This window comes from Kitasatospora sp. NPDC057595, from assembly GCF_042800875.1.
In the GTDB taxonomy this organism is placed as follows: Bacteria; Actinomycetota; Actinomycetes; order Streptomycetales; family Streptomycetaceae; genus Kitasatospora.
Genome location: NZ_JBHVGL010000005.1, coordinates 63289 through 80647 on the forward strand (window position 1 = coordinate 63289; position 17359 = coordinate 80647).

Annotated in this window: 15 protein-coding genes; 6 read left to right on the forward strand and 9 right to left on the reverse strand. The window is 76.0% G+C overall.

The window, feature by feature from the left end:
- Positions 1–55: 55 nt before the first annotated feature.
- Positions 56–1273 (reverse strand): glycoside hydrolase family 3 N-terminal domain-containing protein, encoded by a 1218-nt coding sequence (locus ACFU9E_RS10540; protein ID WP_380685207.1) that lies wholly within the window; start codon positions 1271–1273, stop codon positions 56–58.
- 145 nt (positions 1274–1418) lie between these two features.
- On the reverse strand, positions 1419–2984 hold the full coding sequence (locus ACFU9E_RS10545; RefSeq protein ID WP_380685205.1) for a PLP-dependent aminotransferase family protein: 1566 nt from the start codon (positions 2982–2984) through the stop codon (positions 1419–1421).
- On the opposite strand from ACFU9E_RS10545, the gene ACFU9E_RS10550 reads away from it, so the two are divergent.
- On the forward strand, positions 2983–3858 hold the full coding sequence (locus ACFU9E_RS10550) for a methyltransferase domain-containing protein (protein ID WP_380685203.1): 876 nt from the start codon (positions 2983–2985) through the stop codon (positions 3856–3858). The genes ACFU9E_RS10545 and ACFU9E_RS10550 overlap by 2 nt on opposite strands.
- Before the next feature lie 7 nt (positions 3859–3865).
- On the opposite strand, the gene ACFU9E_RS10555 is transcribed toward ACFU9E_RS10550, so the two are convergent.
- Positions 3866–4372 carry a MarR family winged helix-turn-helix transcriptional regulator gene (locus ACFU9E_RS10555; RefSeq protein WP_380685201.1) on the reverse strand — a complete coding sequence of 169 codons (507 nt, stop codon included), beginning with the start codon at positions 4370–4372 and terminating at the stop codon, positions 3866–3868.
- Positions 4373–4471: 99 nt separating this feature from the next.
- On the opposite strand from ACFU9E_RS10555, the gene ACFU9E_RS10560 reads away from it, so the two are divergent.
- From ACFU9E_RS10560 to ACFU9E_RS10570, 3 genes are all read left to right on the forward strand, one after another.
- Positions 4472–5398, forward strand: coding sequence for an EamA family transporter (locus ACFU9E_RS10560; RefSeq protein WP_380685199.1), 927 nt, complete (start codon positions 4472–4474; stop codon positions 5396–5398).
- 44 nt (positions 5399–5442) lie between these two features.
- Complete coding sequence (locus ACFU9E_RS10565; RefSeq protein WP_380685197.1) at positions 5443–6081, forward strand: NAD(P)-dependent oxidoreductase; 639 nt, start codon at positions 5443–5445, stop codon at positions 6079–6081.
- Between the two features lie 121 nt (positions 6082–6202).
- Positions 6203–7825: an alpha/beta hydrolase gene (locus tag ACFU9E_RS10570; protein ID WP_380685195.1), complete on the forward strand. Its 1623-nt coding sequence runs from the start codon at positions 6203–6205 to the stop codon at positions 7823–7825.
- Between the two features lie 465 nt (positions 7826–8290).
- Here the strand turns inward: ACFU9E_RS10570 and ACFU9E_RS10575 are convergent, their stop codons facing one another.
- From ACFU9E_RS10575 to ACFU9E_RS10585, 3 genes are all read right to left on the reverse strand, one after another.
- The gene (locus ACFU9E_RS10575; RefSeq protein WP_380690299.1) at positions 8291–8656 is read right to left on the reverse strand and encodes a hypothetical protein; all 366 of its coding nucleotides are present in this window, start codon (positions 8654–8656) and stop codon (positions 8291–8293) included.
- Positions 8657–8795: 139 nt separating this feature from the next.
- Positions 8796–9695 (reverse strand): neutral zinc metallopeptidase, encoded by a 900-nt coding sequence (locus ACFU9E_RS10580; protein ID WP_380690301.1) that lies wholly within the window; start codon positions 9693–9695, stop codon positions 8796–8798.
- A gap of 390 nt (positions 9696–10085) precedes the next feature.
- Positions 10086–10952 (reverse strand): helix-turn-helix transcriptional regulator, encoded by an 867-nt coding sequence (locus ACFU9E_RS10585; protein WP_380684560.1) that lies wholly within the window; start codon positions 10950–10952, stop codon positions 10086–10088.
- Between the two features lie 200 nt (positions 10953–11152).
- Between ACFU9E_RS10585 and ACFU9E_RS10590 the strand changes: the two genes are divergently transcribed.
- Complete coding sequence (locus ACFU9E_RS10590; RefSeq protein WP_380684559.1) at positions 11153–12052, forward strand: NAD-dependent epimerase/dehydratase family protein; 900 nt, start codon at positions 11153–11155, stop codon at positions 12050–12052.
- Positions 12053–12092: 40 nt separating this feature from the next.
- Here the strand turns inward: ACFU9E_RS10590 and ACFU9E_RS10595 are convergent, their stop codons facing one another.
- From ACFU9E_RS10595 to ACFU9E_RS10605, 3 genes are all read right to left on the reverse strand, one after another.
- Complete coding sequence (locus tag ACFU9E_RS10595) at positions 12093–13106, reverse strand: DUF4073 domain-containing protein (protein ID WP_380684558.1); 1014 nt, start codon at positions 13104–13106, stop codon at positions 12093–12095.
- Positions 13107–13370: 264 nt separating this feature from the next.
- Positions 13371–15458, reverse strand: coding sequence for an elongation factor G (fusA, locus tag ACFU9E_RS10600; protein WP_380684557.1), 2088 nt, complete (start codon positions 15456–15458; stop codon positions 13371–13373).
- A gap of 357 nt (positions 15459–15815) precedes the next feature.
- The gene (locus ACFU9E_RS10605) at positions 15816–16751 is read right to left on the reverse strand and encodes a DMT family transporter (RefSeq protein ID WP_380684556.1); all 936 of its coding nucleotides are present in this window, start codon (positions 16749–16751) and stop codon (positions 15816–15818) included.
- A 48-nt stretch (positions 16752–16799) separates the two neighbouring features.
- Here ACFU9E_RS10605 and ACFU9E_RS10610 point away from each other — a divergent pair, with 48 nt between their 5' ends.
- Positions 16800–17351, forward strand: a complete 552-nt coding sequence (locus ACFU9E_RS10610; RefSeq protein ID WP_380684555.1) for a MarR family winged helix-turn-helix transcriptional regulator — start codon at positions 16800–16802, stop codon at positions 17349–17351.
- Positions 17352–17359: the final 8 nt, after the last annotated feature.

Sequence of the window (17359 nt, forward strand, 5' to 3'; positions counted from 1 at the left end):
GGACGGGCACCGCGGGAGGCCGCGGACCGCCGGTCAGGAACCGGTCAGGAGCGGGTCAGGAGCCGGTCAGCGAGGCGCGGAGGGCGTCGACGCGGTGGACGGCCTCGGTGAACCCGGCTTCGTCGAGGCGGCCGCTGTCGAGGGCGGCCGCGAGGGCCGCGACCGCGGCGTCGCCCTGTCCGACCTCGCGGCCGGAGCAGAGCAGCAGGTCCATCCCGGCGTCCGCGGCCGCGACGGCCCGCTCGCCGGCGTCACCGAAGGAGGCGAGCGCGCCGGCCTCCAGGGCGTCGGTGATGGTCACCCCGCGGAAGCCGAGCCGCTCGCGCAGCTCACCGTGGACGACGGTGCGCGACAGGCCCGCCGGGCGGTAGGCGTCCAGGGCCGGATAGACCGCCCAGGAGGCCATCACCAGCCGGACCCCGGCGGCGATGGCGGCGCGGTACGGCTCCTCGCCGCGCTCCCGCAGGTCCGCGAGCGGGACGGGGAGGACGACGGGTTCGGCATCGGTGTTCGCGCCGGCCGGGGCGGCGCCGAGGCCGGGGAAGTGCTTGGCCGTCGCGGCCACCCCCAGGCTCTGCTGCGCGGCGAGGAAGGCGGAACCCAGCTCGGCGACCACGTCCGGCTTCTGGCTGTACGAGCGCTCGAAGTGGTCGATGAAGTTGTCGGGCGCGTCGAAGACGTCGAGCACGGGCGCGAGGTTGACGTTCAGGCCCGCCCCGCTCAGGGTGCGGGCCGCTCCGGCCCCGGCGCCGGCGGCCGCGCCGGCCGGGTCGGGGGCGAGGCCGGTCTGCTTGGCGGAGAGCTCCGGGGCACCCGTCAGCCGACGGATCCGGCCGCCCTCCTGGTCGGTCATCAGCAGCAGCGGCGCGGCGGACGGGGCCTCGGCCGCGGCCTGCCGCAACTGGCCGACGGCCGCCTGGAGCTGGGGCAGCGAGGGGATGTTGTCCTTGAAGAAGATGACGCCGGCGGCGCGGCCCGCGCGGACGGTGCTCAGCAGTTCCGGCGGCGGGGTGGGCCCCGGGTACGAGTAGACCACCCGCCGGCCGGCGAGCTGGAGCGCATCGGTGGTGGACACGGGGGTGGTCCTCTCCGTAGGGGTGGAGCGGGTCGGAGCCGTCGCCGCGGGTCCGGTCCCCTCGCCGGTGGGCTCCGCCGCCGCACCCCGGACGGGCGGGGCGAGCGGGGAGAGCGGGGTGGACGAGGCGGACGGGGCGAGGGCGGAGAGCAGCAGGGCGAGCAGGGCGAGACGGATCGTTCGGCGGGATATCGGCATCCGGCCTCCCTCGGTCGTTCGGGTCCGGGCGGTCCGGGGAGCGGCGCGCGTCCGGGTTCGCCCGGGGCACCCGGGCCGCGACGGCGGGGCGGCTGCCGCACGCCCGCCGTCGGCACCCCGCGCGGTGCGCAAGGTGTCACCAGCCTCACCCGGGGAGCGGGCGGCCCGCCTCCCGGAGCAGCCGTCCGAGGACGGCGACGCCCTCCTCGATCTCGCCGGGCGCGACGGCCGCGTAGCCGAGGACGAGCCCGGGCGGGTGCGGCAGCCGGGCGTGCCAGGACAGCGGCTGCACCTTGACGCCACGGGCCAGCGCCGCCGCGGCGAGCTCGGTGTCGGTGCGGCCCGGACCGTCGGGGAAGGTGACCGTGAGGTGCAGCCCGGCCGCCGCGCCGTGCACGACGGCGCCGGGCAGGTGGGCGGCGACGGCGGCGGTCATCGCGTCGCGGCGGCGCCGGTGGCGCGGGCGCAGCAGCCGCAGGTGGCGTTCCAGCGCGCCGGAGTCCATCAGGCGGGCGAGGACGAGTTGCGGCAGTGCCGGGTTGCCGAGGTCGCTGAGCCGCTTGGCGTCGACCAGCAGGTCCCGGTAGCGGGCGGGGGCGAGCATCCAGCCGGTGCGCAGCGCGGGGGCGAGGAGCTTGGAGACGCTGCCGAGGTAGAGGACCTGTTCGGGGAGGACGCCGCGCAGCGCGGGCACCGGCGGGCGGTCGTAGCGGTGTTCGGCGTCGTAGTCGTCCTCGATGACGAGCCCGCCCTCGGCCGCCCACCGGAGCAGTTCGCGCCGGCGGGCGCCGGCGAGCACCACGCCGGTCGGGAACTGGTGGGCGGGGGTGAGCAGGACGGCGCGGGCGCCGGTGGCGCGCAGCGCGTCGACCCGGATGCCCTCGGCGTCGACCGGGACCGGCGGGGTGGCGGTGATCCGGTGGCCGAGGTGCTGCCGGGTGCCGAGGGAGCCCGGGTCCTCGGCGGCGACGACGTCGAGGCCGACCGTGCGCAGCACCTCGCCGGCCAGGGCGAGGGCCTGGGCGGCCCCGGCCACGACGAGGACGTCCTCGGGGTCGGCGCGGATGCCGCGGTTGCGGCCGAGCCAGTCGGCGACGGCGCGGCGCAGCGCGGGGGTGCCGCGCGGGTCGCCGTAGCCGAAGTCCCGGGCGGCGAGGTCGTGGAGGACGGCGCGTTCGGCGCGCAGCCAGGCGGTGCGGGGGAAGGCGGCGAGGTCCGGGACTCCGGGCGAGAGGTCGATCCGGGCGGGGGCGTTGCGCAGGGTGTCGAAGCCGGCCGGGACGAGCGGGCCGTCGAACGGCGAACCGGGCGGGGACGCGGCGGCGGAGGCGGGCACGCGGGTGGGGGCGGGGACAGCAGGCGGCTGGGGCGCCGAGGGGCGGGGGAACGGGTCGACCACGACGGTGCCGCCCCTGCCCCGGCCGGCGATCCGGCCCTCCTCGGCGAGCCGGCGGTAGGCGTCGGTGACCACGCCCCGGGAGACCCGCAGGTCGGCGGCGAGCAGGCGGGTGGCGGGCAGGCGGCTGCCCGCCGGCAGCCGGCCGTCGGCGATCGCCTGCCGCAGCCGGCGGGCCAGCCAGTCGGCGAGTCCGCCGGCCGGGGCCTCGCGGGGGTCGAGCTGGAGGAAGTCGGCACCGGCCGTTGTGGACCTGTCGGGCGACCGCTCATTGGACCTGGGCACCGGTCCATTGTGCCGGGAGGGTGGAGGCATGACCACGAGCACCCCGCAGTCCGCCGCACTCCGCCCCGAGCCGGCCGCCGAAGCCGACGCCGCCCCCGACACCGGCTACGTGCACGGCTACTCCCCCACCGAGGCCCGGCGCCTCGGCGAGCAGGCCGACACCCTGGCCGCCCTGCTGCACGCCGGCACCGCCTACCCGGCGGGCAGCCGGGTCCTGGAGGCCGGGTGCGGCGTCGGCGCGCAGACGGTGCACCTGCTGACCGCCAACCCCGGCGTGCTGCTGACCGCCGCCGACGTCTCGGCGGACTCGCTCGCGCGGGCCCGGGACCGGGTCGCCGAGCAGCTGCCCGGCGCGGACGTCCGCTGGCACCACGGCGATCTGCACCGGCTGCCCTTCCCCGACGGCTCCTTCGACCACCTCTTCGTCTGCTTCGTCCTGGAACACCTCGCCGACCCGGTGGCGGCGCTGGCCGCGCTGCGCCGGCTGCTACGGCCCGGCGGCACCGTCACCGTGATCGAGGGCGACCACGGCTCGGCGTTCTTCCACCCGCGCGGCGAGGCGGCGCAGCGCGTCGTCGACCAGCTGGTCCGGCTCCAGGCGGACGGCGGCGGGGACGCCCTGATCGGACGCCGGCTGTACCCGCTGCTCACCGGCGCCGGGTTCCGGGACGTCGTGGTGGGACCGCGCACGGTGTACGCGGACGGTGCCCGGCCGGCGCTGGTGGAGGGGTTCACCCGGCGCACCTTCGTGGCGATGGTCGAGGCGGTGCGGGCCGAGGCGGTCGCGGCCGGGCTCACCACGGCGGAGGCATTCGACCGGGGCCTCACGGAGCTGCGCCGCGCGGCGGAGCCGGGCGGGACCTTCCACTACACCTTCTTCAAGGCGGTCGCGGTCAACCCCTGAGCGGCGGTCACCCGGGGCCGTCGCCGAGGGTGGCGAGCACCGTCCGCAGGGCGTCGACGAAGGCGGCGGTCCGCGCCTCGTCCAGGCCGGCCAGGACGCGGCGCTCGGTGGCGAGGTGGTCGGGCAGGGCGCGGTCCATCAGGGCGTACCCCTCGTCGGTGAGCGCGACCTCGCGGCTGCGGCCGTCGGAGCCGCTGGGGGTCCGGGTGACCAGGCCGCGGGCCTCCAGCCGGTCGAGGCGCTGGCTGATCGCCCCGGAGGTGACCATCGCGGACTGCATCAGGCCGGTCGGGGTGAGCCGGTACGGCGGGCCGCTGCGCCGCAGGGTGGCGAGCACGTCGAAGGAGGCGGCGTCGAGGTCGTGCCGGGCGAAGGTCTCCTTCAGCTCGGCGTCGACCAGACGGCTCAGCCGCTTGAGGCGGCCGATCACCTCCATCGGGGAGACATCGAGGTCGGGACGCTCCGCGCCCCACTGCCGGACCACCCGGTCCACATGATCTTCGCGCTCTGCCATGCCCTCCACCCTAAACGATGCCTTAGCGGTGAGATACCTCACAGCGCCCGTCCGCCCACTCCCCACCCAGATTCCTTAGCGCTGAGATACATTGGCTTAGTGCTAAGGAATCGACTCGCCATCGTGCTGCTGACCGCCCTCGCGCCCACCATCTGGGGCTCCACCTACCTCGTCACCACCGAACTGCTGCCGCCCGGGCGGCCGCTGCTCGCCGGAGTGCTCCGCGCCCTGCCCGCCGGACTGCTGCTGATCGCCCTCACCCGCCGCCTGCCGAAGGGCAGCTGGTGGTGGCGCTCGCTCGTCCTCGGGGCACTGAACATCGGCGCCTTCTTCGCCCTCCTCTTCGTCGCCGCCTACCGCCTGCCCGGCGGCGTCGCCGCCACCGTCGGCGCCGTCCAGCCGCTGATCGCCGCGGGCCTGTCGGCCGCGCTCCTCGGCGACCGCCTCTCCGCGCGCACCCTCGTCTCCGGCATCGCCGGCGTGACCGGGGTCAGCCTGCTCGTGCTGCGCGCCGACGCCCAGCTGGACGCGCTGGGCGTCGTGGCCGCCCTCGGCGGCGCGGTGGTGATGGCCACCGGCGTCGTCCTCTCCAAGCGCTGGACCTCGCCGGCCCCGCTGCTGGCCACCACCGGCTGGCAGCTCACCGCGGGCGGCCTGCTGCTCCTTCCGGTCGCGCTGCTGGTCGAAGGACCGCCGCCGTCCCACCTCACCGGCGCCAACCTGCTCGGCTACGGCTACCTCGGCCTGATCGGCGCGGCCGTCGCGTACGCGCTCTGGTTCCGCGGCATCCGCGCCCTGCCGCCCACCTCGGTCACCTTCCTCGGCCTGCTCAGCCCCGTGGTCGCCACCGCCCTCGGCTGGCTGGTGCTCGGCCAGGACCTCGCGCCCGTCCAGGCCGTCGGCGCGCTGATCGTGCTCGGCTCGCTCGTCGCCGCGCAGACCCAGCGCCCGAGCACCCCGTCGAAGGTCGTCGCCGGGGCGCCGGCCGCGGCTGCCTCCGGTACCCGCGGCCGCCAGACCGCCTGACCGTCCCCCGCCTCCCTCCCGACCGACCCCGAGGAGAACTCCCCATGCGCATCACCGTGTTCGGCGCGAACGGCAACGTCGGCAGCCGGGTCGTGGCCGAGGCCACCGCCCGCGGCCACCGGGTCACCGCCGTGCTGCGCGGCCCCGCCGGCCCGCACCGGCTCCCGCCGACGGTCGCGACCGCCACCGGCGACGCCCGCGACCCCGCCGACGTCCGCCGCCTCGCCGCCGGACAGGACCTGCTGGTCGCGGCCACCCGGCCGGCCCCCGGCCACGAGGACGAACTCGCCACCGCGACCAAGGGCCTGCTGACCGGCCTGGCCGGAACGGGCGTGCGGCTGCTGGTCGTCGGCGGCGCCGGCAGCCTCACCCTGCCCGGCGGGAACGGCGTCGCCCTGGTGGACGCCCCGGACTTCCCCGCCGCCCTGCGCCCGATCGCCGACGCCTGCGGCGAGCAGCTCGCCCTCTGCCGCGCGGACGCCGAGGTCGACTGGACCTACCTCAGCCCGGCCGCGCTGCTCGAACCGGGTGAGCGGACCGGCCGCTACCGGCTGGGCCGCGACGAGCTCCTCGTCGGCCCGGACGGCACCTCGGCCATCTCCATGGAGGACTTCGCCCTCGCCCTCCTCGACGAGGCCGAGCGCCCGGCCCACCACCGCCTCCGCTTCACCGTCGGCTACTGAAGCGTTCCCCGGGAGGGGGCCGACCTGTAGCTGACTTACCGTCAAGGGTGGTCCAGGCACCCGGGAGAAGACGGGGGCCTACTGGATCGACCACGACCGTTCCGGCGGCCATGATCGACCCATGACCACGCCGAGCACACGGACCACCTCCGCCGCACCCACCGCACCCACCGCACCCACCGCACCCAGCGCACGGACCGGCCGGATGCGCCGCCCCGGGCTCTCCGCCCTCGGCCGGCGCACCGCGGCGCTGCTCGCCGTCGTCGCGCTGGCCCAGACGGCGGGCACGGCCGGCGCGGTCGCGGTTCCCACCGGACCGGCCCCGGCCCCCGTCCCCGCGCGCTACGCCCACCAGCGACTCGACTGGCAGCCCTGCGCGGACAAGGCCACGCTGGAGTGCGCCACCATGACCGCGCCCCGGGACTGGCACCACCCCGGGCACGGCCCCGACCTCACCATCGCGGTCTCGCGGCACCGCGCGAGCGAGCCCGGCCGGCGGATCGGCACCCTGCTGACGGCCTCCGGCGGCCCCGGCGGCAAGGGCCTGGCGCGCCCGGCGGACTTCGTCACCAAGGCGCCCGCGCTGGGCGCCGCCTACGACGTCGTGGGCTTCGACCAGCGCGGCGTCGGCCTGAGCACCCGGGCCGTCTGCCAGACGCCCGAGGAGTTCCAGGCGTTCTTCGCCGGGGACTTCCGCGACGACACGCCGGCCGACCGGGCCCGGGTGATCGCCGCCTCACGCGGGTTCGCCGCCGACTGCGAGCGGCGCAGCGAGGGCCTGCTCCCCTATCTGACGACCGAGCAGACCGCCCGGGACCTCGACCTGCTGCGCGCTCTGCTGGGCGAACGCCGGGTCAGCTTCTACGGCCCCTCCTACGCCACCAGGATCGGCGCGTACTACGCGACGCTCTTCCCGCAGCGGGTCGAGCGGATGGTGCTGGACAGCAACACCGGCTTCGACGGCACCTGGGAGCGGTTCCAGCAGCGGCTGCCGATGAGCTTCCAGCGCCGGTTCGAGGAGGACTTCCTGCCCTGGCTGGCCGCCCGGGACGCCACCTACCACTACGGCACGACCGCCGCCGAGGTGAAGGCCCGCTGGGAGGCGCGCCGGGCGGCCCTGCGCGAGGCGCCGGTCGTCGACGGCCCGCTCACCATCGGGCCCAACCAGTTCGACAACGGAGCCATCCAGGTCGTCTACCGCGCGCACAACTTCCCCCTCCTGGCCACCGCGCTGACCGCGCTCGACGACTGGCCGAACGCCGGGCCGGCCGCCCGCGCCGCCGCCCGCCAGGCCTTCGAGCAGTACCTCGACCCGGAGTTCCTCGCCGAGTACTTCGCCGTCACCTGCAACGACACCCCGTGGACCCGCGACCTGTCCGTCTGGGCGGAGCGGAGCGCCGAGAGCACCGCGCGCTGGCCGCTGGTCGGGGCCCGCACGCTCGCCTTCGCCGCGGTCTGCGCCACCTGGCCGGCACCGACGGCGCCCCCGGTGCGGGTCACCGGCGCGGGCCTGCCGCCGACCCTGATGCTCAACTCGGTGAACGACCCCGCGACGCCCATCGAGGCCGCGCTGTCCGCGCACCGGGCGCTGCGCGGCTCGCGCCTGGTGACGGTCACCGGCAACGGGGACCACGGCCAGTACCCCGGGCCGAACCCGTGCGTGCGCTCCACCGTGGAGTCCTACCTGCTCACCGGGGCGCTGCCGCCCGGCGACCTCAGCTGCCCGTCGCCGGAGGCGGGCTGAGCCGCGCGCCGGCGTGCGGGAGCTCTCCCGCCACGGCCGGCGCACGCCCTTCGCGGTCCCCCGGACGGCGGTGGCCGCCCCCCGACGGCTTGCCCGTGCAGCGTCAACTGATCTGATGCCCAGTCGATTTGACCATCGTCCGAGGGGGGACCCGGGAGATGTCACACCGTCCGCTCTCCGCACGGCTCGCCGTCGGACTCACCCTGCTGGGCGCGGCCGCACTCGCACCGGCCGCGTCTCGGCACCGGCCGCGCCGACCACAGTGGGCGCCGTGTCCTGGGACGCCGACCGGATCGACCTGTTCACCCTGGGCCTCCAGAAGCAGGTCGAGCACCGGTGGTACTCCTGATCACGGCCGCGCCCAGGGCCTGAAAGCGCCCCGGACACGGCCGTCCGCGGCGGATCCTCCCCCCGAAGGACCCGCCGCGGACGGCGTCGGCCGAGGACCGGGCGGCCCTCGGCCGGTCAGGGACGGTCGAGCGTGAGGGAGTTGATCGGCGTCAGATCGGCGTAGACACCCGTCTCGGCGGCGAGGTCCTCGCCGCAGCCGGTGCCGTTGGAGCCGGTGCACAAGTGGGCATGCGCCCCGCCGGACTGGTTGTTGAGCACCCAGTGCCGGCCGATCTGGTTGCGGAGGTTATGGGCTCCGTAGCTCCAGAAGACGTCGGTCGGCGGCCTGCTGGTGTCGGAGTCCTGCGGGTAGATACAGACCGCCCCGTACGGGCAGCCGTCCCAGGAGCCGTCGGCGGCCCGGGCGCCGGAGGCCCCCGCCGTGGTGGCGGCAACGGCCGCGAGGGCGAGCGCGGCGGCGGCGTGCAGGATCTTGCGCATGGTGGTTCTCCCTCAGGTGCTGGTCGGCCCGTTGTCCGGCCGGTGCTCAGCAGCGTAGGAAGCAGCCGCCCGCCCCGGTCCCTGACGGATGACAGGGTGCCGGGGCGGGCGGGCCGGGCGCGGCCGGCGAGCGGAGGGGTCAGCGCTGCGCCGCGAAGGTGTCGCAGCGGGCCGGGTCGCCGCTGCGGTAGCCGGTGGTGAACCAGGTCTTGCGCTGGTCGGAGGAGCCGTGGGTCCAGGTGTCGGGGTCGATCCGGCCGGTGGCCTGCTTCTGGATCCGGTCGTCGCCGACGGCCGCCGCGGCGTCCAGGCCCTGGGCGATGTCCTGGTCGGTGAGGGTACTGATCAGCGGCCGGCCGGTGGAGGCCTGCGGGGTGGTGGTGGCGTGGTGGGCCCAGACGCCGGCGTAACAGTCGGCCTGGAGCTCCAGTTTGACCGAGGCGCTGTCCCGGCCCTGCCGGTCCTGGCCGACCTTCTGCATCGTGCCGGTCAGGTTCTGGATGTGGTGGCCGTACTCGTGGGCGACGACGTAGGCCTCGGCGAACGGGCCGCCGCGCGCGCCGAAGCGGGTGGACAGCTCGTCGAAGAAGCCGAGGTCGAAGTAGGCGCGCCGGTCGCCGGAGCAGTAGAACGGGCCGACCGCCGAGCTCGCCGCGCCGCAGGCGGTGGAGACCCGGCCGGTGAACAGGACCGTCTCGGCGGGCCGGTAGGCGACGCCGGACTTGGGCAGCTGGCCGCCCCAGTAGTCCTGGAGGCTGTTGGTGACGGCGACGATCCGGCAGTCCTGACGGCGGTTGGCGTCGGCACCCGTCCTGCAGGCCTGCTGCACCTCCCCCGCGGTGGTGGTCCGGCCGGCCCCGGCGCTCGATCCGCCGCCGTCGGAGAGCCCGAGGATGCTCGGGTCGACGCCGAAGAGCACCGCGATCAGCACGGCGACCAGACCGACCGCGCCACCGCCGATGGCGATCTTCCCGCCGGGGATGCCGCGCCGGTCGTCCACCTGCGAGGTGTCGAGGTCGCCCTGGTCGTCGAACTGCATTCCGGTCCGTCCCTTGTGGTGCCGACGGCGCCCGCGGCGCCGGGCGGCCGGGCCCGGCCGCCCGGCCACGGTAGCCGCTCCGCGGGCCGCCGCCGAAAACGGACGCGCAGGTCAGAACCGGTTCCCCGGGGCAACGGAACGGCCGGTGACCCGCCGTGGCAAGGCCGTCACCCGCTGCCGGGGGACGGAGCGTCCGCAGCCGCGCGCCCGGCCGTCAGGAACGCCTCGGCCCGGCGTCGCACCTCCTCCGGGAGGTCCGGCGCCGGGCCGGCCGCCACCCCGCGGAGGGCGGCGGCGAGCCGGGCGGCGAGCTCGGGCCGTGCCGTCCAGACCTCCGGGGCGCAACGACGGGCTCCGGGGCCCCGGCTCCGGAGGAACGGGGGCGGCGGCTCATGACACACCCGCGCCCTCGGCCGGCCCGGGGTCGAGCTGCTGGCACCCGACCACCCGGAGCAGTTCGAGGCGCTCGGCGGTCGTGCTGCCGGGCGGCGCGGTGTGGACGAGCAGCAGCTGGTCCTGGCCCGCGGCGGCCAGCACCTCGCAGTCGAGGTCGAGCCGCCCGACCACCGGGTGCAGCACCGTCTTGCGGCCGCTGCGCCGCACGGCGACGTCGTGCCGGGCCCAGTGGGCGGCGAACTCCCCGCCGGTGGCGAGCAGGCGTGCCACCAGCCCGTCCAGGTGCGCGTCCCCGGGCCGGGCCGCGTGGGCGGCGCGCAGGTGGGCGACGTGTGCGCGGGCCACCTCCTCGTGCTGCTCGGCGGGGAACAGCGCGCGGGCGGCGGGGTCGGTGAACCAGCGCAGGACCACATTGCGCTGCTCCGGGCCCTGCTGCGAGACGTCGCCGAACAGGGCGGCGGCCATCGGGTTCTGGGCGAGGACGTCGCCCACGTCCGACACCACCTGGGCCGGGGTGTCGTGCAGACGGTCCAGGATCAGCAGCAGACCGGGCCGGACGTGGGTGAGCGGGCTGTGCCGGCGCGGCGGCCGGTGGCCGGCCAGGTGGCACAGGTGGTCCCGCTCGTCCTCGGTCAGCCGCAGGGCCCGGGCGAGGGCCGCGACCAGTTGCGGCGAGGGCTGCGGGCCGCGTCCCTGCTCCAGGCGCGCGTAGTAGTCCACCGAGAGTCCGGCGAGCTGCGCCACCTCCTCGCGGCGCAGGCCGGGAGTGCGGCGGCGCGCGCCGGGCGGCAGGCCGACGTCGGCGGGGGCGAGTCCGGCGCGACGGCGGGTCAGGAAGTCGGCGAGGGCCGGTCGGTCGATCACCCTCGTATTCTCCGCCCGCGCGAGCCGCTCAACCAGGGATCGCCGATCCCTGGTTGAGGAGGTCTCTCCCACCGTCGTCGGCGCCCCGCCATCGTGGTGTCCGGGAGGACGGCGCCGGACGGACGGGCGCCGCCCCCGCCGTTGCGCGGGCCGAGGAGCGGGCCGGGGAACGGCCACCTTCAGGGAGTGAGGCAGTGATGACGACGTTTCTGGTGACGGGTTCCACCGGCCAGGTCGGCCGCCGGTTCGTGCCCCGGCTGGCGCAGTGGGCCGGGCCGGGCGCGGTCCGGGTGCTGGTGCGGCAGGACGCGCAGGCGCGGGCGGCCGGCGCGGCGGGGCTGCGGGCGGTGGTCGGGGACGTGCGGGAGCCGGCCGACCGGGCGCGGGCGCTGGAGGGCGTGGACGTGGTGGTGCACGTGGCCGCCGCGCTGCGCGGGGTGTCGGACGAGGAGGCCTTCGCGGTGAACCGGGACGCGACCGTCGCCCTCGGGCGGGACGCGGCCGCGGCCGGGGTCCGGCGGTTCGTGCACACCAGCACCAATCTGGTGTACGGGCGCACGCCGGGCCGCCCGGCCGTGGAGGACGACCCGCTGGCCCCGGACGCGGCCTGGGGTTCCTACGCCGCCTCCAAGGCCGCGGCGGAGGAGGGGCTGCGCGCGCTCGGCGACCGGCTGCCGCTGGTCGTGGTCCGTCCCGCGTTCGTGTACGGCGAGGGCGACCCGCACCTCGCGGACGCGCTGCACTGGGCCGGTCGCTGGCCCTCGCACCAGCGCCTGCCCGTGGTCCACCACGCCGATGTGGCGCGGGCGTTGTGGAGCGCGGCGGTGACCCCGGGGGTGGCGGGGCGCAGTTACAACGTGGCGGACGACGCCCCGGTGACCGCCTGGGACCTGCACGGGATCAACGGCGAGCCGCACCCGGCGGCCTGGACCGACCCGGCGTCCTGGACCACCCCGGAGGGCGGCGCCGGGCCCGCGACGTTCGGCGCCGGCGACCCGTGGGAGGGCCAGGTCTCGACCGCCGCGATCCGCCGGGAGCTGAACTGGCGCCCGCTGTACCCGTCGGTGTGGACGGCCCGCGACGCGGGCGCGCTGTAGCAGCCGCCACAGCGCGCCCGCCGGCCCGTCCGGGGTCGGGTCAGATCCGGGTGGACAGCGGCACCGTGATCTGCTTCATCCAGCTGCCGGTCGCGAAGTCGCGTGCCCTGACGACGACGCGGTCGCGGTGCACGTCCACCTGGAGCCCCTGGTTGAAGCGGCCGGGGACGGTGACCTCGCCGCCCTGCCCGTTGTCGGCGAAGCCGGTCTGCACGGCGCCGGTGTTGATCACCGAGAAGCCGTCGAGATTGGCGGTGCCGGGCACGACGCGGCGCACGTACCAGTCGGAGAGGGTCAGGTCCCAGTGGGTGTGGCCGCTGAAGAGGAACACGTCGCGGTAGCGCCCGAGGAGGCCGAGGAGGCGGTCGGGCTGGAGGTAGTCGCTCAGGTAGATCTTGCTCCGGGTCCCGGAGACGGTGTTGGGCAGCGGGTGGTGGGTGATGACCATGACCGGCTTGCGGCGCTTCTCCCAGTACCGCAGGCGGTCCTCCAGCCACTGGAACTGCGCCTCGCTGATCCACACCTCGTCCCACAGGGACTTGTCGTGGAAGTGCATGTAGCGCTCGGTGCCCAGGGTCAGGACCGGGATGCCGCCGAACGTCGTCTCCGCGTAGACGGCCGAACGCTTGGCGAACCGGTAGAAGCTGCGGAAGAGGGAGTCCTCGGTGGTCCCGTTGGGCCAGGTGCTCTGCGCGAGCGTGTTCGGGTCGGACCACTTGGGGACGTAGAACTCGTGGTTGCCGATGGCCCAGGCGACCTCACGGGGCTTCGGGCCCTGGTCCAGCACCTTCTGGACGTCGGCGTACTCGAAGTCGTAGCCGCGCGGCGTGATGTCCCCGGCGACGGCCAGGCCCGAGGAACGCGGGTTGGTGGCCCTGATGTCCTTGAGGGCCTGGGCGAAGTCGCCGAGGTCGCCCTGGATGTCGCTGATGACGTTGAACGTGGTCACGAGCCCCTCGCCGCCGTCGGCGGGAGCCGCGTGGGCGGGCGCCTGGGCGAGACCTCCGAGCACCAGCGCTCCGGCGGTCGCACCGAGCAGGGATCTGCGTTCCATGGTCTCTTCCTCTCGACTGTCGCGCGGGGCCGGGGGGAGACGTCACCTCCGCGCGCTTTGGACCAGACCCGTTATGAATACGCGACCAAGCGGGCAACCAAGTGGGCGGTCAGGTGAACACGCACTGACACCTGGTCGAGGCCCTCGCACCCGAGCCCGCGTCAGTTACACCCGCGGGTACGGCGGGAGAACCCGCGGGAGACGGCGCCGGGCCACCGGGCCACCGAGGTGGTCCCGACGGCCCGGCGCCGGCCAGCACCCGCCCTACCGGACGGCGGCCGGTGCCGGGGCGTACCCGGCCGGCCGGGTGGTGAAGGTGCCCCGGCCCTGGGTGCGGCTGCGCAGGGCGGTCGCGTAGCCGAACAGCTCGGCGAGCGGCACCACCGCCGTCAGCACCGCCGTCCCGCCGCGCGGGGACGAGCCCTGGACGCGGCCCCGGCGGGCGGCGAGGTCACCGAGGACCCCGCCCACCGACTCCTGCGGCACGGTCACCGTCACCTCGGCGACCGGTTCCAGCAGCACCGTCCGGCAGGCCCGCAGGGCCTCGCGCAGCGCCAGCCGGCCGGCGGTGCGGAAGGCGAGCTCCGAGGAGTCCTTCGGGTGGGTGGCCCCGTCGGTCAGCACGACCCGCAGGCCGGTGACCGGGTGGCCGCCCAGCGGGCCCTCCGCGAGCGCGTCCCGGCAGCCCGCCTCGACCGCTTGGACGTACTCCTTCGGCACCCGCCCGCCGGTGACGGTGGACGCGAACACGAATCCCCCTTCCTGCTGCCCGGCCGGGCCGTCCAGCGGCGCCACGTCGAGCACCACGTGGGCGAACTGGCCGGCGCCGCCGTCCTGTTTGACGTGCCGGTGGACATGCCCGGTGACCCCGCGTTCCACGGTCTCCCGGTGGGCGACCTGCGGGCGGCCGACGGCCACCTCCAGTCCGAGCCGGCGGATCCGCTCCACCGCCACCTCCAGGTGCAGTTCGCCCAGCCCGGACAGCACCCGCTGCCCGGTCTCCGGGTCGGTGCGGACGACCAGCGACGGGTCCTCCTCGGCGAGCCGGGCGAGCGCGACGGCCAGCCGGTCGGTGTCGACCGTGCGCCGCGCCTCGACGGCCACCGTCACCACCGGCACCGCCGCGACGGCCGGCTCCAGGACCACCGGCGCGCCGGGCGCGCAGAGCGTCGCGCCGGCGCGCGCCGCCTTGACGCCGATCACCGCGACGATGTCCCCGGCCACGGCCGTGTCCGTCTCGGTGTGGTTGTCGGCCTGCACCCGCAGGATCCGGGCGATCCGTTCGGTGCGACCGGCGCCGGCGTCCAGCACGGTGTCCCCCTTGCGCAGCGTGCCCGCGTACAGCCGCAGGTAGGTGAGCCGGCCGGTGGCGGTGACGTTCACCTTGAACACCAGCGCGGTGAGCGGCCCGCCGGGATCGGCGGATCGTTCCACCTCCGCACCGTCCGCCGTCCCGTCCGCCGTGCCGACCGCGGCGCCGCGCACCGCCGGGACGTCCAGCGGTGACGGCAGGTAGGCCGTGACGGCGTCCAGCAGCGGCTCGATCCCGCGGTTGCGGTAGGCCGAGCCGCACAGCACCACCACGGCCTCGCCGCTACGGGTGAGGTCCCGCAGCGCCGCGGCCAGGGTCGCGCCGGAGAGCGCCGCGTGCTCGACGTACTCCTCCAGCGCGGCCGGATGGAGCCCGGCCACCGCCTCGTCCAGCAGCCGGCGCCGCCGCTCGGCCTCGGCCCTCAGCCCGTCGGGCACCGTCCCCTCCCGGAAGCCGTCCCGGTCGGGGCCGTCGTCCCAGGTCAGGGCACGCATCGTCAGCAGGTCGACCACACCGGTGAAGCCGCCCTCCCGTCCGATCGGCAGCTGTACCGCGAGCGGGGCGGGGTGCAGCCGCTCCCGGACGGAGGCGACGGCAGCGTCCAGGTCGGCACCGGCCCGGTCCATCTTGTTGACGAACGCGATCCGTGGCACGCCGTGCCGGTCGGCCTGGCGCCAGACGCTCTCGCTCTGCGGTTCCACACCCGCGACGGCGTCGAACACCGCGACCGCCCCGTCCAGCACCCGCAGCGAGCGCTCGACCTCGTCGGCGAAGTCGACGTGGCCGGGGGTGTCGATGAGGTTGATCCGGTGGCCGTCCCAGACGCAGGCGACGGCCGCCGCGGAGATCGTGATGCCCCGCTCGCGTTCCTGCGGGTGGCAGTCGGTGACGGTGGTGCCGTCGTGGACCTCGCCGCGCCGGTGGGTCTCGCCGGTCAGGAAGAGGATCCGCTCGGTGACCGTGGTCTTGCCCACGTCCACATGGGCGAGGATGCCCAGGTTGCGGACGGCGGCGATGGTGGTGGTGACGTCGGTGCGCATGGCCCGGTGCCTTTCGAAGCTCTCGGGAGGAGAAGGGCAGCGCGATTGCGGCGGCGACGGCGACCGGCGGAGGGTGTTCCCGCGCCCGGGTCAGAAGGTCGTCGCACGCCCCCGGTGCCGGCCGCGCAGCGGGCACCGGAAGCACGAGGACACCAGGATCACCTCGAACCGGGACGAGGGGACGACGGCAGCGGTGCGGTGGCGCACGACCGGTCCTCCCTCGACTCGTCACGGCGCGCGCCGCCGCCGGAATCCCGGGCGGCGCGCCTCTGGGTGTCGAGTGTAGGAACCGGCCCGCCCCGGGTCACCCGGTTTTCCCTCCGACCGGCCGTCAACCGGCGGCGACGGAAGGGGAGGTCATCCGCGCCGTCCGAGCGCCTTCGTCCGGACAGCGCCCCGCCCCGGGCCGGGGCCGTCCCCGCCTGCCCCGCGTCGCCCGGCGGGCGGGGCTCCGAAGACGGTCCCGAGGGTGACCCCGGCCAGGACCAGCAGCAGCCCGGCGTACTGGAGCGGGCCGAGCGCCTCGCCCGCCACCGCCGTGCCGAGCAGGACGCCGGTCAGCGGGTTGAGCAGTCCCACCAGCCCGACCGTCCCGGGCGACAGCCGGCGCAGGCCGGCGAACCAGACCGTGAAGGCCAGCCCGGTCGCCACCATCGCCACGTAGCCGAAGGCGAGCAGCTCCCGCCCGGTGGGCACCGCGGGCGCGCCCTCGACCACCGCGGCCGGCGGCAGCAGGACCAGCCCGCCGGCCACCAGCTGCCAGGCGGTGGTGGCGAGCACGTCCGGGCCGTCGCGCCAGCGGCCGGCCAGCACGTAGCCGAACGAGGAGACGAGCATCGCCGCCGCCGAGGCGGCCAGGCCCGCCGGGGAGACCGGTTCGGCCCGGGTCAGCAGCATCAGCCCGACCCCGCCCAGGCCGACCAGCGCGCCGAGCAGATGGGCCCGGGAGGGACGGGCGGCGGTCAGGGCCCAGGCCAGCAGCAGCATCGCCAGCGGTGAGGCCGCCATCACCGTGGAGGCGACGCTGGTGGCCAGCGACTGCGAGGCGATGTAGAGGAGGACGAAGAAGCCCGCGGTGTTGAGCAGCCCGAGCAGTGCCGACCGCCACCACCAGGCCCCGCGCGGCAGACGCGGGCGCAGCGCCAGCAGGAGCAGTCCGGCCGGCAGGGCCCGCAGCGCGGCGCCCCACAGCGGGCGGTCGGCCGGGAGGAACTCGCGGGTGACGTAGTAGTTGGCGCCCCAGGCCACCGGCGCGACGGCGGTCAGCAACACCCACCGAAAACTTGCTTCCATGGAAGACAATATAACTTCCCGGGAAGCCATCGGGCTAGGATGCCGGACATGGAGCACAGCCGAGACAGCCACCCGACGGATCCGGCCCCCGACCACGTCGCCCTCATCCAGGCCGACTGGCGCCGTGAGCGGCCCGACCTCGACGTCTCCCCGCAGGCGGTGATCGGACGGCTGCACCGGCTGGCCGGCCGGCTCACCGAGGAGCTCTGCCTGGTCTACGGCCGCTACGGGCTGGGCGAGGGCGAGTTCGACGTGCTGGCCGCGCTGCGCCGGGCGGGCGCGCCGTTCGAGCGGGCACCCGGGGAACTGGCCGCCCGCACCATGGTCACCACCGGCGCGATGAGCAAGCGGATCGACCGGCTGGAGCGGGCGGGCCTGGTCACCCGCCGGCGCAGCGAGGCGGACGGGCGCGGCCGCGTGGTCGCCCTCACCGAGGCGGGCCGCCGGCTGATCGACGAGGCGTTCACCGCCCACATGCGCAATGAGCACCGCCTGCTCGACCTGCTCACCCCCGAGGAGGCGGCCGCACTGGAGGGCCTGCTGACGACGTGGCAGCGGCGGCTCGACCACAGCGAGGGCCCGACGGGGAAATCCGGATGATCCGACCG